General features: G+C 68.0%; 26 protein-coding genes and 1 pseudogene. 11 read left to right on the top strand and 16 right to left on the bottom strand.

Annotated elements, in window-relative coordinates:
- The 3 genes from B4L26_RS16880 to B4L26_RS16870 form a co-directional block, all read right to left on the bottom strand.
- The gene (locus B4L26_RS16880; RefSeq protein WP_290720722.1) at positions 1-765 is read right to left on the bottom strand and encodes an MlaE family ABC transporter permease; all 765 of its coding nucleotides are present in this window, start codon (positions 763-765) and stop codon (positions 1-3) included.
- Between the two features lie 58 nt (positions 766-823).
- Positions 824-1,714 carry a 3-oxoacyl-ACP reductase gene (locus B4L26_RS16875; protein WP_290720691.1) on the bottom strand — a complete coding sequence of 297 codons (891 nt, stop codon included), beginning with the start codon at positions 1,712-1,714 and terminating at the stop codon, positions 824-826.
- Between the two features lie 121 nt (positions 1,715-1,835).
- Positions 1,836-2,027, bottom strand: coding sequence for a ferredoxin (locus B4L26_RS16870; RefSeq protein ID WP_290720689.1), 192 nt, complete (start codon positions 2,025-2,027; stop codon positions 1,836-1,838).
- A gap of 112 nt (positions 2,028-2,139) precedes the next feature.
- On the opposite strand from B4L26_RS16870, the gene B4L26_RS16865 reads away from it, so the two are divergent.
- From B4L26_RS16865 to B4L26_RS16855, 4 genes and pseudogenes are all read left to right on the top strand, one after another.
- On the top strand, positions 2,140-3,324 hold the full coding sequence (locus B4L26_RS16865) for an acyl-CoA dehydrogenase family protein (RefSeq protein ID WP_290720687.1): 1,185 nt from the start codon (positions 2,140-2,142) through the stop codon (positions 3,322-3,324).
- An 8-nt stretch (positions 3,325-3,332) separates the two neighbouring features.
- The gene (locus B4L26_RS16860; protein WP_290720685.1) at positions 3,333-4,439 is read left to right on the top strand and encodes an acyl-CoA dehydrogenase family protein; all 1,107 of its coding nucleotides are present in this window, start codon (positions 3,333-3,335) and stop codon (positions 4,437-4,439) included.
- A 64-nt stretch (positions 4,440-4,503) separates the two neighbouring features.
- Positions 4,504-4,638, top strand: a pseudogene (locus B4L26_RS19120) (hypothetical protein); the annotation flags it as partial.
- Entirely contained in the window at positions 4,580-6,100 is a 1,521-nt protein-coding gene (locus B4L26_RS16855) for an AMP-binding protein (RefSeq protein ID WP_290720719.1), read from the top strand. The pseudogene B4L26_RS19120 and the gene B4L26_RS16855, both read left to right, overlap by 59 nt.
- Before the next feature lie 22 nt (positions 6,101-6,122).
- On the opposite strand, the gene B4L26_RS16850 is transcribed toward B4L26_RS16855, so the two are convergent.
- From B4L26_RS16850 to B4L26_RS16835, 4 genes are all read right to left on the bottom strand, one after another.
- Entirely contained in the window at positions 6,123-6,905 is a 783-nt protein-coding gene (locus B4L26_RS16850) for a crotonase/enoyl-CoA hydratase family protein (protein ID WP_290720683.1), read from the bottom strand.
- A gap of 4 nt (positions 6,906-6,909) precedes the next feature.
- Positions 6,910-7,815: an oxidoreductase gene (locus B4L26_RS16845; RefSeq protein WP_290720680.1), complete on the bottom strand. Its 906-nt coding sequence runs from the start codon at positions 7,813-7,815 to the stop codon at positions 6,910-6,912.
- Between the two features lie 96 nt (positions 7,816-7,911).
- The gene (locus B4L26_RS16840) at positions 7,912-9,039 is read right to left on the bottom strand and encodes an NAD(P)H-dependent flavin oxidoreductase (RefSeq protein ID WP_290720677.1); all 1,128 of its coding nucleotides are present in this window, start codon (positions 9,037-9,039) and stop codon (positions 7,912-7,914) included.
- Between the two features lie 48 nt (positions 9,040-9,087).
- Positions 9,088-10,734 (bottom strand): acyl-CoA synthetase, encoded by a 1,647-nt coding sequence (locus B4L26_RS16835; protein WP_290720674.1) that lies wholly within the window; start codon positions 10,732-10,734, stop codon positions 9,088-9,090.
- Positions 10,735-10,828: 94 nt separating this feature from the next.
- Between B4L26_RS16835 and B4L26_RS16830 the strand changes: the two genes are divergently transcribed.
- The gene (locus B4L26_RS16830) at positions 10,829-11,632 is read left to right on the top strand and encodes a crotonase/enoyl-CoA hydratase family protein (protein ID WP_290720672.1); all 804 of its coding nucleotides are present in this window, start codon (positions 10,829-10,831) and stop codon (positions 11,630-11,632) included.
- A gap of 51 nt (positions 11,633-11,683) precedes the next feature.
- Here the strand turns inward: B4L26_RS16830 and B4L26_RS16825 are convergent, their stop codons facing one another.
- On the bottom strand, positions 11,684-12,523 hold the full coding sequence (locus B4L26_RS16825) for an SDR family NAD(P)-dependent oxidoreductase (protein WP_290720670.1): 840 nt from the start codon (positions 12,521-12,523) through the stop codon (positions 11,684-11,686).
- A 131-nt stretch (positions 12,524-12,654) separates the two neighbouring features.
- Between B4L26_RS16825 and B4L26_RS16820 the strand changes: the two genes are divergently transcribed.
- The 4 genes from B4L26_RS16820 to B4L26_RS16805 are packed head-to-tail and all read left to right on the top strand — an operon-like array spanning position 12,655 to position 17,484.
- Positions 12,655-14,199 carry a flavin-containing monooxygenase gene (locus B4L26_RS16820; RefSeq protein ID WP_290720668.1) on the top strand — a complete coding sequence of 515 codons (1,545 nt, stop codon included), beginning with the start codon at positions 12,655-12,657 and terminating at the stop codon, positions 14,197-14,199.
- Between the two features lie 50 nt (positions 14,200-14,249).
- Positions 14,250-15,269: a Zn-ribbon domain-containing OB-fold protein gene (locus B4L26_RS16815; protein WP_290720665.1), complete on the top strand. Its 1,020-nt coding sequence runs from the start codon at positions 14,250-14,252 to the stop codon at positions 15,267-15,269.
- Positions 15,269-16,306, top strand: a complete 1,038-nt coding sequence (locus tag B4L26_RS16810; protein ID WP_290720664.1) for a thiolase domain-containing protein — start codon at positions 15,269-15,271, stop codon at positions 16,304-16,306. The genes B4L26_RS16815 and B4L26_RS16810 overlap by 1 nt, the downstream gene beginning before the upstream one ends.
- Positions 16,306-17,484: a thiolase domain-containing protein gene (locus B4L26_RS16805; RefSeq protein ID WP_290720662.1), complete on the top strand. Its 1,179-nt coding sequence runs from the start codon at positions 16,306-16,308 to the stop codon at positions 17,482-17,484. The genes B4L26_RS16810 and B4L26_RS16805 overlap by 1 nt, the downstream gene beginning before the upstream one ends.
- An 88-nt stretch (positions 17,485-17,572) precedes the next feature.
- On the opposite strand, the gene B4L26_RS16800 is transcribed toward B4L26_RS16805, so the two are convergent.
- The 3 genes from B4L26_RS16800 to B4L26_RS16790 form a co-directional block, all read right to left on the bottom strand.
- Positions 17,573-18,577 (bottom strand): hypothetical protein, encoded by a 1,005-nt coding sequence (locus B4L26_RS16800; RefSeq protein ID WP_290720660.1) that lies wholly within the window; start codon positions 18,575-18,577, stop codon positions 17,573-17,575.
- A gap of 188 nt (positions 18,578-18,765) precedes the next feature.
- Positions 18,766-19,317 carry a carboxymuconolactone decarboxylase family protein gene (locus B4L26_RS16795; protein WP_290720657.1) on the bottom strand — a complete coding sequence of 184 codons (552 nt, stop codon included), beginning with the start codon at positions 19,315-19,317 and terminating at the stop codon, positions 18,766-18,768.
- A gap of 128 nt (positions 19,318-19,445) precedes the next feature.
- On the bottom strand, positions 19,446-19,886 hold the full coding sequence (locus B4L26_RS16790) for a hypothetical protein (RefSeq protein WP_290720655.1): 441 nt from the start codon (positions 19,884-19,886) through the stop codon (positions 19,446-19,448).
- Between the two features lie 142 nt (positions 19,887-20,028).
- Here B4L26_RS16790 and B4L26_RS16785 point away from each other — a divergent pair, with 142 nt between their 5' ends.
- Positions 20,029-21,414, top strand: coding sequence for a wax ester/triacylglycerol synthase domain-containing protein (locus tag B4L26_RS16785; RefSeq protein ID WP_290720653.1), 1,386 nt, complete (start codon positions 20,029-20,031; stop codon positions 21,412-21,414).
- 27 nt (positions 21,415-21,441) lie between these two features.
- On the opposite strand, the gene B4L26_RS16780 is transcribed toward B4L26_RS16785, so the two are convergent.
- The 5 genes from B4L26_RS16780 to B4L26_RS16760 form a co-directional block, all read right to left on the bottom strand.
- Complete coding sequence (locus tag B4L26_RS16780; RefSeq protein ID WP_290720651.1) at positions 21,442-22,110, bottom strand: hypothetical protein; 669 nt, start codon at positions 22,108-22,110, stop codon at positions 21,442-21,444.
- The gene (locus B4L26_RS16775) at positions 22,107-22,598 is read right to left on the bottom strand and encodes an RNA polymerase sigma factor (protein WP_290720649.1); all 492 of its coding nucleotides are present in this window, start codon (positions 22,596-22,598) and stop codon (positions 22,107-22,109) included. Before B4L26_RS16775 ends, B4L26_RS16780 begins: the two co-directional genes overlap by 4 nt.
- Before the next feature lie 142 nt (positions 22,599-22,740).
- Positions 22,741-23,187, bottom strand: a complete 447-nt coding sequence (locus B4L26_RS16770; protein ID WP_290720646.1) for a flavodoxin family protein — start codon at positions 23,185-23,187, stop codon at positions 22,741-22,743.
- 125 nt (positions 23,188-23,312) lie between these two features.
- Positions 23,313-23,750: a nuclear transport factor 2 family protein gene (locus tag B4L26_RS16765; RefSeq protein ID WP_290720645.1), complete on the bottom strand. Its 438-nt coding sequence runs from the start codon at positions 23,748-23,750 to the stop codon at positions 23,313-23,315.
- On the bottom strand, positions 23,747-24,976 hold the full coding sequence (locus tag B4L26_RS16760; RefSeq protein WP_290720717.1) for a cytochrome P450: 1,230 nt from the start codon (positions 24,974-24,976) through the stop codon (positions 23,747-23,749). The genes B4L26_RS16765 and B4L26_RS16760 overlap by 4 nt, the downstream gene beginning before the upstream one ends.
- A 214-nt stretch (positions 24,977-25,190) precedes the next feature.
- Between B4L26_RS16760 and B4L26_RS16755 the strand changes: the two genes are divergently transcribed.
- Complete coding sequence (locus B4L26_RS16755; RefSeq protein ID WP_290720643.1) at positions 25,191-26,354, top strand: steroid 3-ketoacyl-CoA thiolase; 1,164 nt, start codon at positions 25,191-25,193, stop codon at positions 26,352-26,354.
- Positions 26,355-26,357: the final 3 nt, after the last annotated feature.

The raw sequence follows: 26,357 nt of genomic DNA, 5'->3' as shown, positions 1-26,357 counted from the left end.
TCAGCTCCCCGTCGCCGTCAGGCCGACCGCCGTCACCACCACGTTGACGACGAACAGCGCCATGAACGAGTACACGACCGTCTCGTTGACCGCGTCGCCCACGCCCTTCGCGCCACCGGAGACATTGAGTCCCTGGTAGCAGGCGACCAGTCCGGCGAAGAGTCCGAAGAGCATTGCCTTGACCATCGAGATGATCAGCTCGCCCAATCCGGTCAGTAGCGTCAGGTTGGCGAGGAACGCCCCGGGGTTCACGTCCTGCAGGTACACCGAGAACACGAAGCCGCCGCCGATACCGATGGTGCAGACCAGGCTGTTCAGCAGCAGTGCGACACCCGTCGAGGCGATGACGCGCGGGACGACCAGGCGGTGGACCGGGTTGATGCCGAGCACCTTCATCGCGTCGATCTCTTCGCGGATGGTGCGGGCGCCCAGGTCCGCGCAGATCGCGGTGGCACCGGCGCCGGCGACGATCAGCACCGTGACGATCGGGCCGATCTGCGTGATCGTGCCCAGGGCCGCACCCGCACCCGAGAGATCTTGCGCACCGATCTCCCGCAGCAGGATGTTGAGCGTGAAACTCACCAGGACGGTGAACGGAATCGCGACGAGAAGGGTTGGCACCATAGACACGCGCGCGATCGCCCACGAGCACTCGACGGTCTCCCGCCACTGGAACGGACGCCGGAACAGTTCGCGCGAAACCTCGGTGCACAGCGAGAAGAAGTCGCCAAAGGCAGCGAACGGCGTCGCCAGCTTTGTGAGCACAGTCACCCCTTCCCCCATTGTTCCGGAGAACTTATCACGCGCGATATTTCACTGTTGGTCAGATGGCCAACACGCCCGCCGAGAAGCTCTCCTTGGGGTCCCGCCCGTCGAAGTAGCTGGTCACAGCCTTGCCGAGTTCATCAGGCGACCAATCGTCACCTTCGGCGGCGAACACCTGCGCAATTTGCGGCGCAGCCATCAAAGTGACCTTGGGACCGTATACGACGAACAGCTGACCGGTCACAGCGGCCGCCTCTGGACTGGCGAGGTAGGCCACCAACTTGACGACGTGCTCGGGGCTGAGCGGGTCGACGCCGTCGGTCGGGGCGTCGCCGAAGACGTCGGCGGTCATCGCGGTGCGCGCCCGCGGACAGATCGCGTTGGCCGTCACGCCGTAGCGGCCCAACGCCCGCGACGCCGACAGCGTCAGCGCGGTGATCCCCGCCTTCGCCGCGGCGTAGTTCGCCTGGCCGGGCGGGCCGAGTAGACCTGCCTCCGACGAGGTGTTGATCAGCCGGCCGTAGGTCGTGCCGCCACTCTCTTTGGCCGTCGCGCGCCAGTACGCAGCAGCGTTGCGGTTGAGCAGGAAGTGACCGCGCAGGTGGACCCGTTGCACGAGGTCCCAATCGTCGTCGGTCATGTTGAACAGCATCGTGTCGCGCACGACGCCGGCGTTGTTGACGACGATGTTCAGCCCACCGAGATCCTCGGTGGCGGTGCGCATGATCTCGCTCGCCGTCTCCGACGAGGAGATATCGCCCGCTACCGCGACGCCGCGCGAACCGGCCGCCGCGATCTCGTCGAGCACATCGCTTTCCGACAGGGCCGACGCGAGGTCGTTGACGATCACCGTCGCCCCTTCACGCGCCAAGCCGATGGCCTCGGCCCGCCCCAGTCCGGCCCCCGCACCGGTCACGACGGCTACCCGTCCGCTCAACGATTCGCCCACGCTCGTCCTCCATTCAGACGTGTTTCCACGCCACGATTCTCACAAAACTAGAACCTGTTTCAGGCACGATACAGGTCCGTCATCGGGGCGCGGGCTGGCGCCCCGGAAAAAGCCAAGCTGTCTATTCGTGCAGGGTCAGTGCCGACTTGGGGCAACTCGCGACGACCTGCCGCAGTTCCTCGGCCCGACCGGTCGGAAGGTCTTCCTGCAGGATAACCAAGTAATCGTCATCGTCGAGCTCGAACACGTCCGGTGCCATCCCGACACAGATCGCGTTCGACTCACACAGGTCGAAGTCACAACTGATGTGCATCGCACACCTCCTTAGGAGAAGGGGGCGCCTCGGTTGACGTACCCCTCGGATTCAGGTTAGAACGTGTTACAGAAACACGCGAGCCCCACCCCCGAATCGAAGGCTGGATCCGATGCGTATCGCCTACTCCGAAGCACAGGAGGAACTGCGCCGGGAACTGCGCGGCTACTTCGAGAAACTCATGACACCGCAGCGTCGGGCGGCGCTGACTTCCTCCGACGGTGAGATCGGCGAGGGCGACGCATATCGCGACGTCGTGCGCCAGATGGGGGCTGACGGCTGGCTCGCCCTGGGCTGGCCCGAGGAGTTCGGTGGGGCCAATCGATCAATGATGGACCAGCTGATCTTCACCGACGAGGCCGCCATCGCCGGTGCGCCCGTGCCGTTTCTGACCATCAACTCCGTCGCCCCGACGATCATGCGGTACGGCACCGACGAGCAGAAGGCCTTCTTCCTGCCCAAGATCGCCGCAGGTGAGCTGCACTTCTCCATCGGCTACTCCGAGCCCGGCGCGGGCACCGACCTCGCGTCGCTGCGCACCACCGCGGTGCTCGACGGCGACGAGTTCGTCATCAACGGCCAGAAAATGTGGACCAGCCTCATCCCCTACGCCGACTGGGTTTGGCTGGCGGTCCGCACCGATCCCGATGCCCGCAAGCACAAGGGCATCTCGATGCTGCTGGTGCCGACGACGGCGGAGGGCTTCTCCTACACGCCGGTGCACACCATGGCCGGGGTCGACACGTCGGCCACCTACTACCAGGATGTGCGCGTACCGAAGACGGCACTCGTCGGCGAATTGGGCGGGGGTTGGCCGCTGGTCACCAACCAGCTCAACAACGAGCGTGTGGCCCTGTGCAGCGCTGCGCCGATCCAGACCGCCCTGCGCGAGACCACCATCTGGGCCCAGCAGACCAAGACCCCGACCGGCGAGCGCGTCATCGACACCCCGTGGGTGCGGTCCAACCTCGCCCGCGTCCACGCCGGCGTCGAATTCCTGAAACTCATCAATTGGAAGATCGCCTCGCAGGCCGGTTCCGGGCAGGCTCCGAGCCCGGCCGATGCATCGGCGACGAAGGTCTATGGCACCGAGTTCGCCACCGAGGCGTACCGCCTGCTCATGCAGGTCGTCGGACCCGCCGCCACACTGCGCCAGGGCTCCACCGGCGCCCACTTACTGGGCCGCCTCGAGCGGTTCCAGCGCACGTCGCTGATCCTCACCTTCGGCGGCGGCACCAATGAGATCCAGCGCGACATGATCGCGATGCTCGCCCTCGGCCAGCCCTACCGGCGATAGGAACTGTCATGGACTTCACCTCCGACGAGACGACCGGCGAACTGGTCACCCTGGCCCGCGACATCGCCGCCAAAATCTCCACCCCCGAACGCGTCGCCGAACTGGAAGCCCAGGGCGCCCCGCTCGACGCGACGCTCTGGCACGAACTCGGCGCCGCCGGTCTGATCGCCCTCGAACTCGCCGAGGATCTCGCCGGCGTGGGCGGCGGGCGCAGCACCGTCGACACCGTCGCGGTCGCCACCGAGGTCGGCCGGACGCTGGGCGTCGTGCCGTATGCATCGACGTCGATCGCCGTGCTGCCCATCCTGGCCGGGTGGTCCGGGGATTCCCGCGATGAGTGGTTGGCCCGCGTCGGTGCCGGTGAGGCCGTCATCGCCGCCGCCGTCGACGAAGACACCGTCTACGACCCGTTCGCGCCCGCCGCGACGAGGCTCGCCGACGGCACGCTGACCGGGACCAAGGTGAACGTGGGCTTCGCCGTCGACGCTGCGGCCCTACTGGTCACCGCCGACGGAGTGAACGGCCCGGTTGCCGTGTTGGTCGAGACCTCGGCGCCGGGTGTCCAGGTCACCCCGGCACCGTCGACCGGCCTGCTGCCCACCGCCCAGGTCGATTTCAACGGGGTGCCCGTCCCCGCGGGCGACATCGTCGCCGACGGCGCCGAAGCCGTTGCGGCACTGGTGGACCGGCTCAATCTCGCGGCGTGCGCCGAGCAGTGCGGCATCGTCGACGAGGCGCTGCGGCGCACCGCGGAATACACCGCCGAGCGCGAGCAGTTCGACCGCAAGATCGGCTCCTTCCAGGCCGTCGCACAACGGCTCGCCGACGGTTACATCGACGCGCAGGGCCTGACGCTGACGACGACGCAGGCCGCCTGGTTGCTGTCGGAGGGGCTTGACGCCGCGCAGGCGATCGACACCGCGAAGTTTTGGGCGGGCCAGGCCGGGCACCGCGTCGCGCACACCGCGATTCACGTACATGGCGGAGTCGGCCTGGATACCAGCCATCCCGTCCACCGCTACTTCCTGCGCGCCAAGCAGAACGAGTACGCCTTGGCCGGTGAGCCTGCGGTGCTCGCGCGTCTGGGCGACCGCATAGCCGCGGAGCCCGCTTGACCCCGACCGAGCCCAAACAGTCGCCGACCGAGCCCATTTCCACGCCGACCGAGCCCGAAAAGTCGCCGACCGAGCCCAAAACATCGCCGACCGAGCCCAGATTCCAGTCGACCGAGCCCACCGTCAACGACGCGCGTTCCCTGTCGGACCTCCTGGCGCCGCTGACCTCAGTCACCGACCGGGGCTTGGCGTGCGGTGACACGACTGTCAGCTGGAGAGACCACCTGCGCGACGCATCAGCCCGGGGTGCCGCGATCCGCGGTCTCCTCGACCCAGCGCGCCCGCTCCACGTCGGCGTCGCACTGCCCAACTCGATCGAGTACTGCGCACTATTGGCCGCGGCCGTGCTTGAGGGATTCGTCGTCGTCGGGTTGAACACGACGCGACGCGGAGAGGCCCTCGCACGCGACGTGGCAACGGCGGACTGTCAACTGATCCTCGTCGACGATTCGACAGCCGACCTTTTCGACGGCCTCGATCTGCCGGCACCCATCCTCGATATCAATGGCGCGCGGTGGACGGAACTCGTTGCGGCACAACCAATCCCCGACGAGGTGGTCGTGCCGCGGCGCGACCCCGACGACTTGGTGATGCTGATCTTCACCTCCGGTACCACGGGCAGTCCCAAAGCGGTGCGATGCAGTCACCGCAAGTTCGCGGCGCCCGGGGTCATGCTCGCGCAGCGCTTCGGAATGGGCCCCACCGACGTCGTCTACCTGTCGATGCCGCTGTTCCATTCCAACGCGACGATCGCCGGGTGGGCCGTCGCCCTCGCAGCCAGGGCGTCAGTCGCGTTGCGGCCGTCGTTCTCCGCTCGCGGGTTCATCGCAGACCTGCACCGGTACCGGGTGACCTACGCCAACTATGTCGGTAAGCCGCTGCACTACGTCCTCGCGGTACCGCCGGCCGACGAGGACGCCGACTGCTCCCTGCGAATCATGTACGGCAACGAAGCGAGTGCCGCCGACCGCGCCGCCTTCGCCCAGCGCTTCGGGTGCACAGTGATCGACGGCTTCGGTTCGACGGAGAGCGGGGTGGCCATCTCCCGTACCCCCGATACCCCCGCAGATGCCCTCGGTCCCCTCGTCGCACCCGTCGCCGTCGTCGACCCCGAGACCCTGGAACCATTGCCTCCCGGCGAGGTCGGCGAGATCGTGAACACCTCCGGGCCCGGTCTGTTCGACGGGTATTACGGAGACGACGAGGCGACGGCGGAACGCTTGCGCGGCGGTGTATACCGGACCGGCGACCTCGGCTGGGTCGGCGACGACGGGTACATCCGCTTCGCCGGGCGTCTGGGTGATTGGGCCCGTGTCGACGGCGAGAACCTCGGCACCGCACCGATCGAGGCGATCCTGCTGCGGCACCCGGCGATCGCGCAGGCCGCGGTCTACGGTGTGCCGGTCGAGATCGGCGACGAGCTGTGGGCGGCCCTCGTCGCCCCCGGTTTGACCCCCGACGATCTGACCGATTTCCTTGCCGCACAATCGGATTTGGGCCCCAAGCAGTGGCCCAGCCACATCCGCCTCGTCGAGTCACTGCCGCAAACGGCGACCTTCAAAACGGTGCGCTCGTCCCTGCGTGAAGAACAGTCCCCACCCGACTGGTCGCGCGTCGACAACCGCTACACGTCCCGACAGAAGCTACCGGTGCAACCGTAGCTTCTGTTGGATCCGGTAGCGGTTACCGCGGCTCAGTCCGCCACTTGGCGATGCGGTCGGCATGCTCGGGATCGCGATGGGCAAGTGGCTGCATCGCGGCGGCCATGCCCAACACCGATTCCAGTGACCCCGCCTGCGACTCCTGCAACAACCTCTTGGCCATGCGCAGCGCCTCGCCCGGGTTCTTGGCGATCCGCTCTGCCAGTCGTTCGGCCTCGGCCATCAGGGTGTCGTGCGGCACGACGCGGCTGACCAGACCCCACTCCAGCGCCGTCGCGGCGTCGATCGGTTCTCCGGTGAACGTCATCTCCGCGGCGCGCTCCCAGCCGATCGCGCGCGGCAAGAACCACGTCCCGCCGTCGCCGGGGATCAGGCCGATCGAGACGAAACTCTCCGCGAACTTCGCACGGTCCGATGCGACGCGCAGGTCGCACATCATCGCCAGGTCGAGCCCGGCGCCGATGGCGGCACCGTTGACCGCGGCGATGATCGGGACCTCCAGGCGCTGCATCGCGCGCGGGATGCGCTGGATCCCGGCGACGTAGGCGCGCCGCTGGGCCCGCTCGTCGACGCCGAACATCCCCTGGCGGTCGGCCATGTCCTTGACGTTGCCACCGGCGGAGAAGATGCGACCCGCCCCGGTGAGGATCACCGCGCGGACCTCGGTGTCGGCGTTGGCGGCGTAGACCGCCTCTTCCAACGCCTCGATGATGTCGAGACCGGTGATCGCATTGCCGACGTCGGGCCGGTTGATAGTCCAGATCTGGATGTGTCCGGCGGTCGCGACGTTCAGCGGGCTGCCCATGGTCTTATTGCGCAGCCTCGTCGACCGGGCGCGGCAAGCGGTACGTCACGCCCGTCATGGCTTCGGACTCCTCCCAGAGCGCGCGCCACAGGTCCTGGTCCTTCGACAGCTTCGTCGACGGGGACGGCCGCACCGGTCCGCGCGACTGACTGATCCCCCCCGTCGGCCCCCAGTAGACGTGCGGGTCGGCGTCGGGCTCGGTGGCGCCGAACAGGATCGACTCCGCGGCCTTGGCGGGCTTGTGGCCCCACACCGCGGCGAAGCCCTTGCCAAAGAAGTCCATCGGAGTCTCGGTGCGTGTGAAGAGGTCGGTGCCCGAGACCCCCGGGTGCACACAGTAGGACCGCAGCGGAGAGGACACCTCGTCGAGGCGGCGCTGCAACTCCCGGGCGAACATCAGGTTCGACAGCTTCGATTGCGAGTAGGCGAGGTTGCGCTGGTACCGACGGTGCTCATAGTTCAGATCGTCGATCCACAACTTCGGGGTGTGCTTGTGCGCCAGGCTTGCGACGGACACGACGCGGTCGGAGATCTTGTCCAACAGCAGCCCGGTCAGCGCGAAGTGGCCGAGATGGTTCACCCCGAACTGCATCTCGAAACCGTCGGCCGTGCGCTTCATCGGCGTGTTCATCAGGCCGGCGTTGTTGATCAACACGTCGAGCTCGCCGGTGCGGGCGGCGAAGTCGCGCACCGAGGCGAGGTTCGCCAGGTCCAGCGGCTTGACCCGGACATCACCGGAGATGCCCTCAGCGATCAACTCCGCCTTGGCGGTGTCGCGACAGGCCATGACGACAGTGGCGCCGCGCTCGGCGAGCACCCGCGTGACCACCTCGCCCAAGCCGCCGTTGGCGCCCGTGATGACGACCGTCCGACCGGTCTGGTCACCGATATCGGCTGTGCCCCATGCCATTTGACTCCCCTTCCGCCGTGCGCGACGAGGAGGCCGCGCCAGTGCGTGTTGCCATCAATTCGACCACATCACCAGGCGGATCGGGCCATAGCCCGTCTACATCGTGGCGTTCATCCGCGCGACCGCCTCGCCGTACTCGCCAACCAGGTCGGCGATGAGGTCGGCGACGGGGGTGATCGCGTTCATCCGCCCGACGATCTGGCCGGCGGGCATCGCGATGACACCCGGATCGTCCGACGCCGAGATGCGCGCATGCGCATCCGCTACGAGCAGGTTCTGTAGCGGCATCGGCAGCGGCTCGGGCGCATTCGCGGCGTCCCAGGCGTCGGTCCACTTGGTCTTCAGCAGGCGCGCCGGCTTGCCGGAGTAGATACGGCGGCGCACGGTGTCGCGCGACGTCGCCTTCAGGAGCGCCTCCTGGACCGTCGACGGCCCGTCGCCTGTGGCACCGAGCTTGTATTCGGCGGCGGTGAGCCAGTAGGTGCCCATCCACACGCCCTGAGCGCCCAGCGCGATCGCCGCGGCGATCTGGCGCCCGCTGCCGACACCACCCGCGGCCAGCACGGGTGCGGTGTCGCCCATCGCGTCGACGATCTCGGGCCACAGGACCATCGAGGTGACCTCGCCGGTGTGCCCGCCACCCTCGTACCCCTGCGCGATGACGATGTCGACGCCGGCCGCAACGTGGTTACGGGCGTGCTCGACGGCACCGGCCAGCGCGGCGACGGCGACGCCGTTGCTGTGCGCCTGCGAGATGACGTCATCGGGCGGGGAGCCCAGCGCGTTGGCGATGAGCTTGATCTGGCCGTACTTGCGGGCGTGCTCCATCGCGATGTCGACGTGGCTACGCGCCACCGAGTGCAGCCAGCCCAGGACACCGGAGTTGACGCGGCTGCCGTCGGGCAGCGGCGGGACGCCCAGGTCGGCGAGGGTGCGCTCGACGAACGCCCGGTGCTCCGGCGGGATCATCGCGTCGAGGTCGACCTTGGAGCCCTCGGTCGGGATCTTGGCGGGCATGACGACGTCGACGCCGAAGGGCCTCCCCTCGGTGAGTTCGTGCATCCGCTCCAGCACGGCGTCGAGCTCGTCGGCCTCGTTGAAGCGCACGCACCCGAGGACGCCGAGCCCGCCGGCGCGGCTGATCGCGGCGGCGACGTCCTCGCTCGGGGTGAAGCCGAAGATCGGGTATTCGATGCCGAAACGCTCGCTGAGCTGGGTTTTCATATCTGTCCTGACGTTGTCGGGCTGATGGTCGGGGTTACGGCGCTGCGTTTACAGGGCTTCGTCAGCCGGTCGGGACTCGGCGACAGAGGCGGCCCAGCGGTAGTCGGGCTTGCCGGCGGGTGAGCGCTTGATCTCGTCGACGAACCACACGCTGCGCGGCACCTTGTAGCCGGCAAGCTCGGTGCGGGCGACCTCGCCCAGCGACGCCAACGGAGGGCGCGCGCCCGGGGTCGTCGTGGCGACGACGGCGGCGACCCGCTGGCCGAACCGCTCGTCGGGGACGCCGACGACGGACACATCGAAGACATCGGGATGTGCCTTGAGCGCGGCCTCGACCTCTTCGGGGAAGACCTTCTCACCGCCACTGTTGATCGACACCGATCCGCGACCGAGCATCGTGATCGTGCCGTCTTCCTCCAGCGTCGCGAAATCGCCGGGCAGCGAGTAGCGCACACCGTCGTATTCGACGAAAGTCCGGGCCGACTTCTCCGGGTCGTTGTGGTAGCGCAGCGGGACGTGGCCCGAGCGTGCGAGCACGCCGACCTCACCGCTGCCCGCCTCCACCGGGGTGCCGTCCTCCCGCAGGACGTGGGTCTCCGGGTCGGCCTTGACCTGCGGCGCGCCGACGTGGCTCTGCCCCTTGACGACGACGCTCATGCCGCCGAATCCGGTTTCCGACGACCCGATGGCGTCGATGACGACGGTGTTGGGGAACGCCGTCACGTAGCGGTCCTTGATCGTCGGGGAGAACAGCGCTGCCGACGAGGCGATGGACACCAGCGTCGAGCACGTGAAATCACCGGCCTCGTAGGCCTCGATCATCGGGCGCCCCATGGCGTCGCCGGTGATGAAGACGACGTTGACGCCGTGGCGGTCGATGATCTTCCAGGTCTCCTCGCCGTCGAACTCGGGATAGACGACGGCCTTGCCGCCGGCGAACAGTGATTGGAAGATCGCCCACTGCGATCCACCGTGGATGAACGGCGGGATCGGGAAGCGCACGAGTTGACCGCCCTCGGCGCCGGTCTTGGCCATCTGCCACTCGTCGGAGATCGGCTCACCTGAGTACCAATCGATGCCGCCGCCGAGAACACGCCAGACGTCCTCCTGCCGCCAGACGACGCCCTTGGGCTTGCCGGTGGTACCGCCGGTGTAGAGCATGTAGAGGTCGTCGTCGGTGCGGACGCCGAAGTCACGACCGTCAGCAGCGCCGGCGAGCAGTTCCTCGTAGGCATGCACGCCCACCGCACCCGAGCGGTCCCCTGTGCACGGCGCGGGCGCGCCGGTCGAATCCTCGTCGGCGACGACGATGCGCTGGGCGATCGCAGTGTCGCAATCCTGCAACGTGTTGCAGACACGGTCGGTGTAGCGGTCCTCGTGGATGAGGACCTTCATTCCCGAGTCGGTGAAGATGTGCTCGAGCTCGGCTTCGACGTAGCGGTAGTTGACGTTGACCAGGACGGCGCGCGCCTTGAAGACGGCGAGCATCGCCTCGACCGCCTCGATGGTGTTGCGGCTGTACAAACCCACCGCATCGCCGGGGCGAACACCCATTTCGACGAGGGCGTTGGCGAGTCGGTTGGCGCGCTCCTCGAGCTCGGCATAGGAGCGCGTGCGATCCCCGGATTCCAGGGCGATGCGCTCGGGCATGAGGTCGACGGCGTGCTCGAAAAGGTCGGCAATCGTGTAGGCCATGGTAAGAAACTAGAACGTGTTACTGTTTTGAGCAAGCGCCTGGGCATGCACAGCGACCAAAGGCCCGCTCCGCCGACCGGAAGGACCGACCCAGATGGCCGACACCGCCACCACCGCACCCGACTGCCTCGTCGAGCAGCGCGGCCACATCCTCGTCGTGACCATGAACCGGCCGGAGGCCCGCAACGCCCTGTCCACCGAGATGATGCGCATCATGGAGGAGGCCTGGGACCGGGTCGACGAGGATCCGGAGATCCGCGTCGCGATCCTCACCGGCGCGGGCGGCGCGTTCTGCGCCGGCATGGACCTCAAGGCGATGAACCGCAATGCTCCCGGTGACACCGCTGCCAGCGGCGAGTGGGACCCCGCGCGCCTGCCGGCGCTGTTGAAGGGCCGTCGGCTAATCAAGCCGCTCATCGCGGCCGTCGAGGGCGCCGCCATCGCCGGCGGGACCGAGATCCTGCAGGGCACCGATATCCGCGTGGCCGGCGAGAGTGCCCGCTTCGGCGTCGCCGAGGCTCGCTGGGGCCTCTACCCGCTCGGTGGCAGCGCCGTGCGGCTGCCGCGCCAGATCCCGTACACGATCGCCGCCGATCTGCTGCTGACCGGCCGCCACATCACCGCACCCGAGGCCAAGGAATACGGCCTCATCGGCCACGTCGTCCCCGACGGCACCGCGCTGACACGCGCCCTGGAGATCGCCGAGACCATCGCCGCCAACGGGCCGTTGGCCGTCCAGGCGATCCTCAAGACGATGCGCGATTCCGAGGGCCTGCACGAGGAAGAGGCCTTCCAGGCCGACGGCCGCGTCGGCCTCGGCGTGTTCCGGACCGCCGACGCCAAGATCGGCCCCCGCGCGTTTGCGAACAAGGAGAAGCCGGTCTTCACCGGCGAGTAGAGAACGACCGCCGACGAGGAGCGGGCAGGCCGGTCTCGACCGCCAGTCCGATCAGGGCATCCGGTTGGCTGCGCCGGTGATCCGCCCCAGGTGCCCGACGACGTCCTCGTAGCGGGGGCCGACGAGGCGCGGAATCCCGTCGAAGACGCGGGCGTCGGGTCCGATGAGCACGCGCGGACGGTTCCACCGAACCCCGCGCAGGATCGCCTTGGCCGCCCCCTCGGGTCGGGTGAACGCGATCTTCTGGAACTGCCGCCCCGCCTCGGCGATCTCCTCCGGCGTCGCGCCGGCGCCGCGACCGTTGGTCACGATGTTGGTCTTGATGCCGCCGGGGTGCACGCAGGTGACGCCGACCTTGTGCCCTGCGATGAGCATCTCCTGCCGTAGCGACTCGGTGAAGCCGCGCACCGCGAACTTCGCCGCGTTGTAGGCGCTCTGGCTCGGGATTCCCATCAGGCCGAATACCGACGAGACGTTGACGACGTGGCCGTCGCCCGACGCGATCAGATGCGGCAGGAATGCTTTCGTGCCGTGCGCGACGCCCCAGAAGTCGATGTTGAACAGCCAGTCGAAGTCTTCCCAGGTCATGTCCTCGACGGTTGCCGCCAGCGAGACCCCGGCGTTGTTCACGATCACGTTGGCCCCGCCGAACTCGCTCACCACCTTGTCGGCGTGCGCCTCGACGGCCGCACGGTCAGCGACGTCGAGGTCGTAGCCGAGTGCCTTGACGCCCTTCTTGTCACAGCGCGCGACGGTCTCGGCCAGGCCCACCGAGTCGACGTCGGACAGTGCCAGCTTCGCACCCTTGCCAGCCAGTTCGACGGCCAGCGCCCGCCCAATCCCCGATCCGGCCCCGGTGATGACGACGGTCTTGTCCTTGAAGTCCCTCATGATGCGCCCCTTCCTGTTCCGCGCCGGTGGATGCCGCGCAGGTTCGACAGAAGTCCACTCGCAACTGAAAGTATCACGTACCGTCAGTACCAGATGGGATCCGCGCGTACCCGCAGAGAGGCGCAGCCGACATGTCCAGCACCGCAAAGCCCAAGTCCGACACCACCGCAGAGACATCGGTCCGCGAAGTCGACGTCGTCATCATCGGCGCCGGCATCTCCGGCGTCGGGATGGGGTGTCGCCTCATCCGCGAGCACCCCGAACTGACGTTCCGCATCCTCGACCGCCGCGCCCGCGTGGGGGGCACCTGGGACCTCTTCCGCTACCCCGGCGTCCGTTCCGATTCAGACATGTACACCTTCGGGTACGACTTCCGCCCGTGGACCGACGCCAAGATCCTCGTCGACGGCCCGTCCATCCGGCAGTACCTGCAGGACACCGCCGATGACTACGACCTGTCCGACAAGATCGACCATGGGATCACCGTTGTCTCCGCGGACTGGTCCAGCACCGACGGACGGTGGACCATCGCGGCGGTCAATGCCGACGGCGAGGAGGTGACCTACCTCGCACGGTTCTACGTCGGCGCGACCGGCTACTACGACCACGAGCACGGCTATCGACCCGCGTTCCCCAACGAGGAGGCCTTCACCGGGACGATCGTGCATCCCCAGCACTGGCCTGACGACCTCGACTACGCGGGCAAGCGCGTCGCGGTCATCGGCAGCGGCGCCACCGCGGTCACCCTGATCCCGAACATGGCTGAGGAGGCCGAGCACATCACGATGATCCAACGCTCGCCGACCTACATCCTGGCCATGCCCTCGGAGAACCTGGTCATGAAGCTGCTGGCGGAGAAGGTGCCCCCGATGGTGGCCTACCGGCTGGTCCGCACGCTCGCCGTCGGGTTCGGACGACTGTCCTTCGACATCCTGCGGACCTTCCCCAGAGCGTCGAAGAAGGCGCTGGTCGCGCTGACGGCCCGGCAGCTCGGCCCGACGATCGACATCAAGCACTTCACCCCGCGCTACAACCCGTGGGACGAGCGCATGTGCGTCGTGCCCGACGGCGACCTGTTCTCCTACCTGCGCAAGGGCAAGGCCTCGGTCGTCACCGACACGATCGCCGAATTCACGCCGACCGGCGTGCGGATGGACTCGGGCGAGCACGTCGACGCCGACATCATCGTCACCGCGACCGGACTCAACGTCCTGTTCAACGGGGGTATCACGATGACGGTCGACGGTGAGCCCGTCGATCCGGCCCAGCACCTGACCTACAAGGCGGTCATGCTCGAGGGCGTCCCCAACGCGGCATTCATCCTCGGCTACACCAACGCCTCGTGGACCCTCAAGGCCGATTTGGCCGCGCAGTACGTGTGTCGGCTGCTGACCCACATGAGCCGACACGGCTACACGACGGTCGTCGCCCAGGCCGACGCCGGGGAACCCATCGACGGGACGATCTTCGGCAGCCTCACGTCGGGGTATGTCCAGCGCGCCGCCGACCAACTCCCCAAGCAGGGAACGCGCGGGGCGTGGAAGGTGACCCACGATTACATCGCCGATCAGCGCCTACTGGGCCGATGCAGCATCGCCGACGAGGCTCTGGTGTTCGGCCGCGCTCCGGCCGCACGGCGGGCGGCTCCTGCCCGAAAGCGCCGCGCCTCCGTCTAGAGCCCACGGACTCCTTGCGCGCAAAACTAGAACGTGTTCTAGTAGAGGCTGTGAGGACAAGCCCCATCGCCGATCCCGTCGCGACCGTTCCCCCTCCCACCGCGACCATCCTTTCGGCCCAGCTGACCAACCACTTCGACTACACCCGATCGCTCGGACCCGTGCTGTCCGTGTTCGCCCTCGCCTTGCGCGACGGGCGAATCGTCGGGTCGGTGAACAGCGACGGGAAGGTGTTCGTGCCGCCCGTCGAGTTCGACACGGTGACCGGCCGAGCCTCGGCGGAATTCGTCGACGTCGCGACCGTGGGCACCGTCGTCTCGTGGTCGTGGCAGGAGCAGCCGGTGCCCGCGCAGCCGTCCGACCGGCCATTCGCCTGGGCGCTGATCCGCCTCGACGGCGCCGACACCGCACTGTTGCACGCCGTCGCCGTCGACTCCCCCGCCGCCATGAGCACCGGGATGCGAGTGCACGCCACGTGGCGCGCGGCCCGCACGGGGCTCATCACCGACATCGCACACTTCGCCCCCGGCGACAGCATCGAGCAGGCGCCGAACAACACCGCCGAACTGCCCGACGATTCGCGCGGCATCATCGTGCGCACCCCGATCTCGACGGCGATCACCCACAGCGCCACCGAGGCCGAGTCGGTGTTCCTCGACGGCATCGCCCAGGGGCGCTTGATCGGCAACCGGATCGCCTCCGGCGTCGACGCCGGACGCGTCTACTTCCCGCCGCGCGACGTCAGCCCCGCCGACGGGGCACCGTCGGCCGAGTACGTCGACCTGCCCGACACCGGTATCGTCACCACGTTCTGCATCGTCAACGTGCCGTTCCAGGGCCAGCGGATCAAGCCGCCCTACGTCGCGGCCTACGTGCTGCTCGACGGCACGGACATCCCGCTGCTGCACTTGATCCTCGACTGCCCTGCCGACGAGGTCCGCATGGGCATGCGCGTGAAGGCGGTGTGGTTGCCGCAGGACGAGTGGGAGCACTCGGTGGGCAACATCAGCCACTTCCAGCCGACCGGCGAGCCCGACGCCGAGTACGCCACCTACCAGGAGCACGTGTGATGACCACCCCGAAAGTCGCGGTCGTCGGATTCGCGCACAGCCCCAACGTCGCGCAGACGCACGGCACCACCAACGGCGTCGAAATGTTGATCCCCTGCTTCGACAAGCTCTACGCCGAGCTCGGCATCGTCCGTACCGACATCGGCTTCTGGTGCAGCGGATCGTCGGATTATTTGGCCGGGCGCGCCTTCTCGTTCATCTCGGCCATCGACGCGATCGGCGCCATGCCGCCGATCAACGAGTCGCACGTCGAGATGGACGGCGCGTGGGCACTGTACGAGGCCTACGTCAAGATCCTGACCGGTGAGGTCGACCTCGCCCTGGCCTACGGGTTCGGCAAGCCGAGCGCATCGGACGCCGATCTGACGCTGGCGCTGGAGACCGACCCGTACACCGTCGCGCCACTGTGGCCCCGCGCCAGTTCGCTGGGTGGCCTGCAGGCCCGCGCTGGGATCGACGCGGGCGCCTGGACCGAGGCCGACATGGCCGCGGTGGCTGCGCGCACCACCGGCAAATCCGTGGACGAGTTGCTGGCCGCACCGTACGTCGCCGACCCCCTGCGCGCCCATGACATCGCGCCGTTCGCCGATGCCGCGGCAGCCGTCATCCTCGCCTCCGAGGAGCGGGCGCGCGAACTGGTCGCCAACCCGGCATTCATCACCGGCTGGGACCACCGGATCGACTCGCCGAACTTCGGCGCCCGGGACCTCACCGCCTCACCGTCGACGACGCTGGCCGGCGACACCGCCTTCGGCGACCGCAGCCGTGCCGTCGACGTCGCGGAGATCCACGCCGCCTTCACCCACGAGGAGCTGATCGTGAAGCAGGCCCTGCGACTACCCGACTCGGTGCGGATCAATCCGTCCGGCGGTGCACTGGCCGGAAACGCGTTGTTCTCCGCAGGCCTGCAACGGATCGGCTACGCCGCGCACGCGATCCTCGCAGGCGACGCCTCGACGGCAGTCGCCCACGCGTCGGGCGGGCCGGTCCTGCAACAGAACATGGTCGTCACGCTGGCTTCGGAGGTGGCTTCCTGATGGGTTACCGCAATCGCGCCGCGGTGCTGGGCACCGGGCAGACCAAGTACGTTTCCAAGCGCCCCGACGTCACAATGGCCGGTATGTGCCGTGAGGCCATCGACGCCGCTCTCGCCGACGCGGGGGTCTCGATCGACGAGATCGACGCCATCGTCGTCGGCAAGGCCCCCGACCTGTTCGAGGGCACCATGATCCCCGAGTTCGCGATGGCGCAGTCGTTGGGCGCCGTCGGCAAGCGGCTCATCCGCGTGCACACCGCGGGTTCGGTGGGCGGTTCGACCGCCAACGTCGCCGCATCCCTCGTCTTTGCCGGCGTGCACAAGCGCGTGCTCGCCGTTGCATGGGAGAAGCAGTCGGAGTCCAACGCCATGTGGGCGCTGTCGATCCCGGTGCCGTTCACCAAGCCGGTGGGCGCTGGCGCCGGCGGCTTCTTCGCGCCGCACGTGCGCGCCTACATCCGCCGTTCCGGAGCACCGTCGCACATCGGTGCCATCGTCGCGGCGAAGGACCGTCGCAACGGGGCGCTCAACCCGCTGGCACACCTGCACCAGCCGGACATGACGGTCGAGAAGATCATGGAGTCCCAGATGCTGTGGGACCCGATCCGCTTCGACGAGACCTGCCCGTCGTCCGACGGCGCGTGCGCGCTGGTCATCGGCGCGGAGGACGTCGCGGATTCCGCCGTGGCCGCGGGCAACCCGGTGGCGTGGATCCACGCGACCGCGATGCGCACCGAGCCGCTGAGCTTCGCCCACCGCAACGTCGTGAACCCGCAGGCCGGTCGGGACGCGTCGGCCGCACTGTGGAAATCCGGCGGGATCACCAATCCGATCGAGGAGATCGACGCCGCGGAGATCTACGTGCCGTTCTCCTGGTTCGAGCCGATGTGGCTGGAGAACCTGGGCTTCGCGCCCGAGGGCGAGGGCTGGAAGCTGACCGAGGCCGGCGAAACGGAGATCGGCGGGAAGATCCCGTTCAACGCTTCCGGCGGCGTCTTGTCGTCGAATCCGATCGGCGCGTCGGGCATGATCCGGTTCGCCGAGGCCGCCATTCAGGTGATGGGCAAGGGCGGCGACCACCAGGTCAAGGATGCGCGCAAGGCCGTCGGGCACGCCTACGGCGGCGGTTCGCAGTACTTCTCGATGTGGCTGGTCGGGGCGGACAAGCCCGAGCACTGAGCCCGACATGCTGACGAAGCCCCCCTGCTGACTCTCCGAGGGAAATACTCCCTCGACCGGTCACCAGGGGGGCTTTTTCAGCAGCTGCCTACTTCGTCGGCTGAAGTGCGACCTTCTTCGACGTGCAGGTCTTGCGCGCCGGCACATGCGAAGCCTTCTTCGGCGCGCAGGTCGCGGTCTTCTCAGCCTTCTGCGGGACGAGCACCGTCACGAAATCCAGCGCCTGAGCCAGGCCGGAGTTGTCCTTGACGAGTCGGTCAACGTTGCGCCGCAGCTGCTTGGCGGTCGGGTCGGTGGCGGCAGCCTTGGCGACCGGTGCGGGGAGCGCACCGACGAGCTGGTCGACCTGTGCCGCGCGAAGCTTCGCCTTGGCGTTCGCCTGCTTGCGTGCGGAGACCTTGACCGGAGCCGACGCGTAGGAGGCGCCGATGCCGGCACCGACAGTCGCCCCGATGACACCGCCGATCACCGCGCCGATGATGGGCGACGCGACGGTGGCCAGGGGAACCGCGATGACGCTGAGCAACGGGACGGCGACGATGCAGAGCACGCTACCGACGACGGTCGGGGACGTGGCGGCCGCGCAGGCAGCCGTGCCGATTGCTGCGATGCCGACGCCGACCGCACCGACGAGCGGGGCGACCAGGAATCCGACGCCGAACCCGATCACCGCGCCGACAGCGGCACCGGTGAGGGTGGACAGTCCGACGACGTCGGGGCTGGCCACGGTGTGGCGGAACCCGTCGGCGGCCTTCTTCAGCGGCGTGTTGGCCTTGATGGCCGGCGGGGCCGACAGCGGAGTGGCGGCGACGTTCAGTGCGACGGCGGTGTCCGTCATCACCGCGGCGGCGGCCGGCGACGTCGCGGGGTTGAGGCCGGAGGTGAAGCGCATGGCGGTCGCCGGTGCCGGCTTCGCAGTCGGAGCGGTGTGCGCGGCGGCGATGGGTGCCGCAGCGGCCGAGAATGCGGGCGTGGCCGCGGTGGCGACGCCGGCAGCCAAGGCCAGGCCGACCAGTCCGACGGTGGCCGTGCGGATGCCGCCCGGGGATTTACTCGGGCCCAATGCGGCCCCTTCGGTGATGCCGGTATCCATGATCCAAGCCTTCCGTTGTGCGCGATCGCGCCGTCCTCATGCCATCTGACGGCGCAATCCTAAGGCGCACAGCGAGAAACCGCTCAGTGAGAGGACATCGACGTGATGAGGCTCATAAATAGCCCTGAACTGCGACGATGACCTCACCGATGAACGGCGGTCGTCCGCGCGGTATCACCGGAAGACCGCTACGAGACGCGACGCTCCGGCAACGCGCAGGCCGCTCCATCCGACATACCGGTCGGGCGGACACCCAAAGCCTGGTTGAGCCGTGCGCGCTGGTTCTCCCAGGCGATCTCGGCGGCCAATTCGGCGACCTGCCCCTTGGTGAAGTGATCGAGGAGTCCCTCGCGGATGCGAGTCAGGTCGTCACCGACGGCCGGCGTCGCGGTCATCGCCTCGGCGAAGGACAGCACCAGCTTCTCCAGGTCGGTGTAGACATCGGACTCGGCGTAGACGGGTAGGTCGCGCAGCGCCTGCTCGCTGATGCCGGCGGTGCGGGCCAGAGCGGAGCCGATGTCGAGGCAGAACTCGCAGCTAACCATCCCCGCTGACTTGAGCAGCGCGAGCTCCTTGTAATGCGGGTCGAGGCGGTTGGAGAACAGTAGCGACACCTCGTACCCCCCGGTGGCGATGAGCACCTGTGGCCGCCGGACCAGCCAGGCATAAAGGTCCATGCGATTCCGCTTGGACTTCGCAAAAACCTTGAGGTAGCTCCAGAGACGGTGAAGTGCGCGCATAGTGTCCTCCTGACTGCGCTGCCCGACACCGGGAGCGGAGCGAGCGGGTCGAGTTTTCGGATCGGTCTACTCCTCCTTGGTCGCGGCGGCACCCACCGTAACGCCGGAGCGCACCGATGTGACCGGCCTCACCCGTCCAGCGGGGCGGCCCGTCCCGCTGAGCGGAGCCCCGGCCGTGCGGCGATCGCGACGGCCAGCGGCACGACGAACCCGACTCCGAGGACAGCGAGGTTCCCCACGTACTCGGGACCGCTGAGCAACTCGGCCGGGTGGAAGAGGTGATAGGCGAAGTGCGGCAAGGCGAAGGCCGTCAACGACACCCCGGCGACAAAGACCAGCGGGCGCAAGCCCCACCACGCGGCGATCGTGACGAAGACCCCGGTCGCGAGGAACCCCGCGCCGGCGTCGGAGACGAGGTGGGCGTTGAATGGTGGCTCGGCGGCGACCAACAGCGGACCGAAACCCGGGAAGTGGTCGTAGAAATGGCGAGGATTGAACACCGCCCACAGACCCACGAGAAGCTGTGGGACTGCCAGCAGCCCCAGTGCTGCGCGCGACCAGTCAGGCACTGCGCTGGACGGCCGCGACAACCGCGCGGACCGATCTTTCGTAGAGGGGCTCATACCCCGTCTTCGCTCCCGGGCACCCCGCTGTAACGCTGCCGCGGCAAACCCCACCCGCACCGCACTGCGCTGGTCCAGAATCAGAGCCATGCACCCCAAAGACGAGCGCATGGGCGCCTTCGACGCTGTCATGTACGACATCGAGGGCGACCCGCTGCTCCGGTCAGCGATCGTCTCGTTCATCGTTCTCGACAAGGCTCCCGACCGCCAGCGCCTCGTCGAGCGCACCGAACGCCTGACCCGCAAGTTCCCCCGACTACGCCAGCGAGCGGTCGGCAATCCGTTCTCCCCGGCCCCGCCCCGCTGGGAGACCGACCCGAATTTCGACCCGGCCTACCACGTGCGCTGGCGCCGCCTCGACGAGTCGGAGGCCGACCTGGGCGGCGCCCTGGTGTACGCGGCCCGGCTGGGCGACGGCGACTTCGACCATTCGCGGCCACTGTGGGAAATGTCGGTGCTCACCGGGCTCGACGGTGGTCGTGCGGCGGTGATCTTCAAGGTCCACCACTCCGTCGCCGACGGCATGGGCAGCGTGGCGATGAGCGCATCGTTCTTCGACCTCACGCCCGAGGAGCCCGACCTCGGGCCGCTGCCCCCGGCCCCGGAGGCCGATCCGGCCGGACTGCTCGACCGCGTCCGACAGGCAACGCAGTTCGAGATCGGCGCGTTGGGCGAGGTGGCCGTCGGTAGCGCGAAGGCCTACGTCCGATCGATCCGCAGCCTGGTCACCAATCCGGTCGGATCCGTGGTCACCACGTGGCGCACCACCACGTCGGCGGCGGCACTGCTGGCCCCGCAGAGCGATCCGCTTTCGACGTGGATGCGCGGCCGGTCGCTCACCAGCGCCTTCACGCTTCTCGACGTCCCGCTCGACAAGTTGAAGGCTGCCGCCCACGAAGCCGGGGTCACTCTGAACATCGTCTTCATCGCTGCGGTCGCCGACGCGATCGGCATTTATCACCGTCAGCACGACCACCCGATCGACGGCTTCCGCATCAACATGCCGATCAGCCTGCGCGCGCCCGGCGACGAGGCGACCGGCAACCACTGGGTGCCCGCCCGCTTCATAGTCCCGTGCGGCGAAAAGGGCCCGACGACTCGGCTCAAGCAACTGGTCGACGTCGTCGACACCGCCCGCAACGATCCGGCCCTGGGGCTGGCGGAGGGCACGTACAAGGTGATGGCACTGTTGCCGGCACCGGCGACCGAACGCCTCGCGGGCATGATGATGAAGGGCGTCGACGTCGCCGCGACCAACGTGCCCGGTCCGCCGTTCCCGGTCTTCCTGGCCGGGGCGCAGGTGACGACGCTGGTCCCGTTCGCCCCCAAGTCGGGCGCGGCGATCAACATCGCCCTACTCACCTACAACGGCACCGCGAACTTCGGAATCAACGTCGATCCGGCCGCCGTCCCCGATCCCGACGAGTTCACCGCGTGCCTGGCGCAGGCCCTCGCCAAGTACACCGAGGACTAGTCCGACCCTCCGGAGACCAGACCGGGTTCAGGGCGAAGAACGGGTCCGCCGCCAGGCGATCACGAACGTCACCAGCAGCACGACCGCCAGCACGCCCTCGGTGAGGTGCAGCGCAGCTCCCCACGCCCACACGTTGACTTCGCGGATACCGTGGACGCCGAGCATGATCCCCAGTGGCACCGCGGCGGCCACGCCCAGGACCAGCCACTGACGGTCGAGGCAGGCGACCATCGCAACGAACCCGACGGCGATCAGCGCGAACCCGCCTTCGGTCATCGCGTGCGGTGAGAACGGTTCACCGATGTTCTCCGCGATCCACGACCCCGACGTCAGCGACGACACCCCCTGGAAGAACAGCACCGCACCGAGTACCGCAACGGCAATCCGCGGCCAGCGCCACAGGTCGCGTCGAGACGTCGTCGGGCGTCGCGAGCCCGGACGCGCCGCGGTGGGCCGGGTGTGGGAGGGCCGCGCTTGAACCGGACGATCAACAGCAGGGCGAGAACGGCCAGGGTCGACCTGCGCGCGGGCGATCCTCTCTGCGATCCGATCGGTCGCCTCCGCCGACGGCACTACGGTGAACGCGTCCGTCAGCCAGGCGAGTGTGGGGTCGCTGCGGTCACCGGCGATCGCGTCGGTGACGGCGACGTCGAGGGCATCGGCGGCGGCCTGATCATCGTCGAAGATCTCAGTCATCCGATCACCTCCTTCCGCAGTTTGCCGACCGCGCGGTACACCAGCATTCGCGCGGCGGGCGCCGAAACCCCCAGTGCGGCACCGATTTCCGACGACGAGAGGCGTGCCCCAAATCGCATTGCCACCGCGTCGCGTTCCCGCGCGGTCAAGACCGACAGGTGGGCCCGCACCTCGTCGCCGGCGATGCGGCGCAGGGTCGCGGTCTCCGGGTCGTCGTCGGGCGCGGTCTGGTCGTCGGCGATGGTTTCCACCGGCACCTCCCGACCCTGTTTGCGCCACCAATTCGCGATGCCGTGCCGGGCGATCCCGGTCAGCCACGCCCCGACCGTCCCCATCGTCGGGTCGTAGCGGTCCCACGAACGCAGCGCGGCGACGAACACTTCGCTGATCACGTCCTCGGCGTCGGCGTCCGAGGGCACACGCACACGCACGTAGCGCCACAGCGGCGTCACGTGCTCGCGGTAAATGCCCTCAAATCCACCGTCCATCCATCACCTCTTCGCGCCGGACGGCCACACTGTAACGCCGCGCGCACAGTCGGAACGCAAATCCAACACCGAACCCTTGTTTCCAACACCGGTCCATGTTGGAAACCTGGGCGGCGTGTTGGAAACACCGGCGTCAGACGACTCAGGCCAGCAGCGCCTGCGCGAACTCCCGGGCTGCTTGCAGATCGTCGGCATCGGGGCGGCCACGCTTGGCGCCGCCGAACCAGCCGAAGGGCGGGGAGGTGTCATGGCCGCGGCAGAAGAACTCTCCGACGACGGTCAGCCCCGCGCGCGTCAACTGCCGCTGCAGGGGTTTGGTGGTCAACGGCGGAAAGCCGCTGGTGCCGAAGACGAAGGCGCGGCCATTCAGTCCACCCTCGGGCAGGGCGGCGATGAAGTCGCGCAGCCGTGCGTGCACCCGCTGGTTGTAGATTCCCGACCCGAAGCCAATGAGGTCATAGGATGCGAGATCCTCGACCGTCACGTCTTCCGGCTCGACCACCGGCGAATCCAGCACCGACGCCATCACGTCGGCGACCTTCCGGGTATTGCCCCGCGAGACGGACACACAGATCAGCAATGCCTTCATGCCCCTCCTTCGCGCCCGTCAGATCTACCGTAACGCCGTGCGCCCGACGAGTTTCCAACTCTGCGCAGCAGTTTCCAACACCTGACTGTGTTGGAAGGCGCCGCGCCGTGTTGGAAACAGCGCGACTAGGCCGGGCGGAGGCTCTGGATGGTCTTCTCGACCTCCCAGAAGGCGCGCAGCGCGGCGAGCTTGCCGTCGGCGTCGGCGCGGTAGGTGAAGACACCCTTCGCCTCGGAGATGTGGCCGGCGATGTGGGTGACGATCTTCCCGACGTAGGCGACCTCATTGCCGCAGATGATCTCCTCGTCGAAGACGAAGTCGAGCTTCTCGGTCGTGGCAATCGTCTTGTCCCAGAACTCCGAGAGTGCAGCGCGACCGCGGTGGCCGACGCCCTCCTCGTCGAACATCGACGGCCCGACCGGGTCCTCGACGATCCCGTCCTCGGCGAAAATGTCGAGCCAGGCTTCCTTGTCGCGTGCAGCGACGGCCTCGCGGGACTTACGGCCGACGACAACGCCGGGAGCGTTCTCGCGGTCGATGTTCAGATAGGCGGGAGCGCTCACTTACCCGTCCCGTAGTCGACCTGCAGCTCCTTGAGCCCGTTGATCCAGCCGTGGCGCAGGCGGCGCGGCTGAGCCAGCTTGGTGATGTCGGGGATGATGTCGGCGATCGCGTTGAACATCAGGCCGATCTCCATGCGCGCGAGGTTGGCGCCCACGCAGAAGTGCGTGCCGTTGCCACCGAAGCCGACGTGCGGGTTGGGGTCGCGCAGGACGTTGAACTCGAAGGGCTTGTCGAAGACCTCTTCGTCGTAGTTCGCCGAGCCGTAGAACATGCCGACGCGGTCACCCTTGGCGATCTTCACGCCGCGGATCTCGGTGTCGACCAGCGCGGTGCGCTGGAAGCTGTTGACCGGGGTGGCCCAGCGGACGATCTCGTCGACGGCGGTGGCGGGCCGCTGCTCCTTGAAGATCTCCCACTGCTCGGGGTTGTCGAGGAAGGCGTTCATGCCGTGGCTGATCGCGTTGCGGGTGGTCTCGTTGCCCGCGACGGTCAGCAGGATGAAGAAGTAGCCGAACTCGATCTCGTCGAGCGAGTGGCCGTCGATGTCGGCGTTGACCAGCTGGGTGACGATGTCGTCGGCCGGGCACTTACGACGCGCATCGGCCATGTTGTAGCCGTAGCCGAGGATCTCCGCGGATGCCACCTGAGGATCGATCGGGAAATCGGGGTCTTCGGCGTTCATCATCGAGTTCGACCAGTCGAAGAGCTTCATCCGGTCTTCCTGCGGCACGCCGAGCAGGTCGGCGATGGCCATGAGCGGTAGGTCGACGGCGACCTGGTGCACGAAATCGCCGTTGCCGGAGTCAGCCGCCTCCTGCACGATCTTGCGCGCCGCCTCGTCGAGCTTCTCCTCCAGGCCGTGTACTGCACGCGGGGTGAAGGCCTTCGCGACGATCTTGCGCAGGCGGGTGTGCTCGGGCGGGTCATGGTTGATCAGCAGGCCGGCCTTGGTGACCTCCAGCGCCTCCGGCGGCATGTCGTCGTCGAACCGCATGATGACGCCGTTCTCCGCGGCCGACCAGTCCTCGGCGTTCTTGGAGATGTCGCGGATGTCGGCGTGCTTGGTGACGACCCAGTAGCCACCGTCGCTGAAGCCGCCGCCCTTGCCGGGCAGTTGGGCGTTCCACCACACGGGTGCAGTCTTGCGGAGCTGGGCGAACTCCTCCTGGGGCACGCCGTCTTCCATCAAGTCGGGGTTGGTGAAATCCCACCCCTCTTGCGTCATGAAGGGACACTGCGCTGCCGCGTCGCCCTGCGCGACTACGGTGTCGTTCGCCTGGGTCACGTCTAAACCTCTTCCGGACTGTCCGGCCGAGCTGCGGCCGAATGGAACGTGTTTCAGTTCACGTTACTCAATACTCTGCCACACGGCATAGACGGGAACAAGAACTTGTTCTAGTTTTGAGGGCGAACGTCCCCCAACGGAAAGAAGTGAGCACATGGGTGTGCCGGTAATCGTAGAAGCGGCGCGGACGCCGATCGGCAAGCGCAACGGCTGGCTCTCGGGTTTGCACGCGACGGAGATCCTGGGCGCCGCCCAACGTGGTGTCATCGAGCGCGCCGGCATCGACCCCGAGCTCGTCGAGCAGGTCATCGGCGGCTGCGTCATGCAGGTCGGCGAGCAGGGCAACAATGTCACCCGCACCGCGTGGCTGCACGCCGGGCTGCCGTGGCAGACCGGCGCGACCACCGTCGACTGCCAGTGCGGATCGGCCCAGCAAGCCAATCACCTGATCGCGGGCCTGATCGCCACCGACACCATCGACGTCGGCGTCGCCTGTGGCATCGAGGCGATGAGCCACGTCCCGCTGGGCGCCAACGTCGGCGAGAACGCCGGACCGCGTCGGCCCGAATCGTGGTCCATCGACATGCCCAACCAGTTCGACGCCGCTGAGCGCATCGCCCAGCGCCGCGGAATCACCCGGGCCGACCTCGACGCTTTCGGCCTGCGCAGCCAGCAGCTGGCCAAGCAGGCCTGGGACGAGGGCCGCTTCGACCGTGAGGTCCTCACCGTCATCGCCCCCGAGGCGACCAAAGAGGGCGAGCTGACCGGCAACAAGCTCACCGTCGACCGCGACCAGGGCCTGCGCGACACCACCGCCGAGTCGCTCGCCGCGCTCAAGCCGGTCATCGAGGGCGGCCTGCACACCGCGGGCACCTCGTCGCAGATCTCCGACGGTGCTGCCGCGGTCCTGCTCATGGACGAGGCCAAGGCCAAGGCGCTGGGCCTCAAGCCGCGCGCCCGGCTGCGTGCCCAGGCACTGGTCGGCGCGGAGCCGTACTACCACCTCGACGGCCCGGTCCAGGCCACCGAGCGCGTGCTGGCGAAGTCGGGAATGTCGCTGAGCGACATCGACCTGGTCGAGATCAACGAGGCCTTCGCCTCGGTCGTGCTGAGCTGGGCGCAGGTTCACAACGCCGACATGGACAAGGTGAACGTCAACGGCGGCGCCATCGCGTTGGGACACCCCGTCGGCTCTACCGGCGCCCGCCTGATCACGACCGCCCTCCACGAGCTGGAGCGCCGCGACGGCGAGACCGCGCTGATCACCATGTGCGCCGGCGGCGCGCTCTCGACCGGCACGATCATCGAAAGGATCTGACCG

It is taken from the genome of Gordonia sp. UBA7599 (assembly GCA_002477755.1).
In the GTDB taxonomy this organism is placed as follows: Bacteria; Actinomycetota; Actinomycetes; order Mycobacteriales; family Mycobacteriaceae; genus Gordonia.
The sequence above is the reverse complement of the archived record's forward strand: the minus strand, read 5'-3'. Positions and strand labels throughout refer to the sequence as shown.

Coding starts and splice junctions, on each gene's coding strand:
- B4L26_RS16870 (WP_290720689.1), bottom strand. CDS start 2,027: ATGCACATCAGTTGTGACTTCGACCTGTGTGAGTCGAACGCGATCTGT.
- B4L26_RS16865 (WP_290720687.1), top strand. CDS start 2,140: ATGCGTATCGCCTACTCCGAAGCACAGGAGGAACTGCGCCGGGAACTG.
- B4L26_RS16860 (WP_290720685.1), top strand. CDS start 3,333: ATGGACTTCACCTCCGACGAGACGACCGGCGAACTGGTCACCCTGGCC.
- B4L26_RS16850 (WP_290720683.1), bottom strand. CDS start 6,905: ATGGGCAGCCCGCTGAACGTCGCGACCGCCGGACACATCCAGATCTGG.
- B4L26_RS16845 (WP_290720680.1), bottom strand. CDS start 7,815: ATGGCATGGGGCACAGCCGATATCGGTGACCAGACCGGTCGGACGGTC.
- B4L26_RS16840 (WP_290720677.1), bottom strand. CDS start 9,039: ATGAAAACCCAGCTCAGCGAGCGTTTCGGCATCGAATACCCGATCTTC.
- B4L26_RS16835 (WP_290720674.1), bottom strand. CDS start 10,734: ATGGCCTACACGATTGCCGACCTTTTCGAGCACGCCGTCGACCTCATG.
- B4L26_RS16830 (WP_290720672.1), top strand. CDS start 10,829: ATGGCCGACACCGCCACCACCGCACCCGACTGCCTCGTCGAGCAGCGC.
- B4L26_RS16825 (WP_290720670.1), bottom strand. CDS start 12,523: ATGAGGGACTTCAAGGACAAGACCGTCGTCATCACCGGGGCCGGATCG.
- B4L26_RS16820 (WP_290720668.1), top strand. CDS start 12,655: ATGTCCAGCACCGCAAAGCCCAAGTCCGACACCACCGCAGAGACATCG.
- B4L26_RS16810 (WP_290720664.1), top strand. CDS start 15,269: ATGACCACCCCGAAAGTCGCGGTCGTCGGATTCGCGCACAGCCCCAAC.
- B4L26_RS16805 (WP_290720662.1), top strand. CDS start 16,306: ATGGGTTACCGCAATCGCGCCGCGGTGCTGGGCACCGGGCAGACCAAG.
- B4L26_RS16800 (WP_290720660.1), bottom strand. CDS start 18,577: ATGGATACCGGCATCACCGAAGGGGCCGCATTGGGCCCGAGTAAATCC.
- B4L26_RS16795 (WP_290720657.1), bottom strand. CDS start 19,317: ATGCGCGCACTTCACCGTCTCTGGAGCTACCTCAAGGTTTTTGCGAAG.
- B4L26_RS16785 (WP_290720653.1), top strand. CDS start 20,029: ATGCACCCCAAAGACGAGCGCATGGGCGCCTTCGACGCTGTCATGTAC.
- B4L26_RS16780 (WP_290720651.1), bottom strand. CDS start 22,110: ATGACTGAGATCTTCGACGATGATCAGGCCGCCGCCGATGCCCTCGAC.
- B4L26_RS16775 (WP_290720649.1), bottom strand. CDS start 22,598: ATGGACGGTGGATTTGAGGGCATTTACCGCGAGCACGTGACGCCGCTG.
- B4L26_RS16770 (WP_290720646.1), bottom strand. CDS start 23,187: ATGAAGGCATTGCTGATCTGTGTGTCCGTCTCGCGGGGCAATACCCGG.
- B4L26_RS16760 (WP_290720717.1), bottom strand. CDS start 24,976: ATGACGCAAGAGGGGTGGGATTTCACCAACCCCGACTTGATGGAAGAC.
- B4L26_RS16755 (WP_290720643.1), top strand. CDS start 25,191: ATGGGTGTGCCGGTAATCGTAGAAGCGGCGCGGACGCCGATCGGCAAG.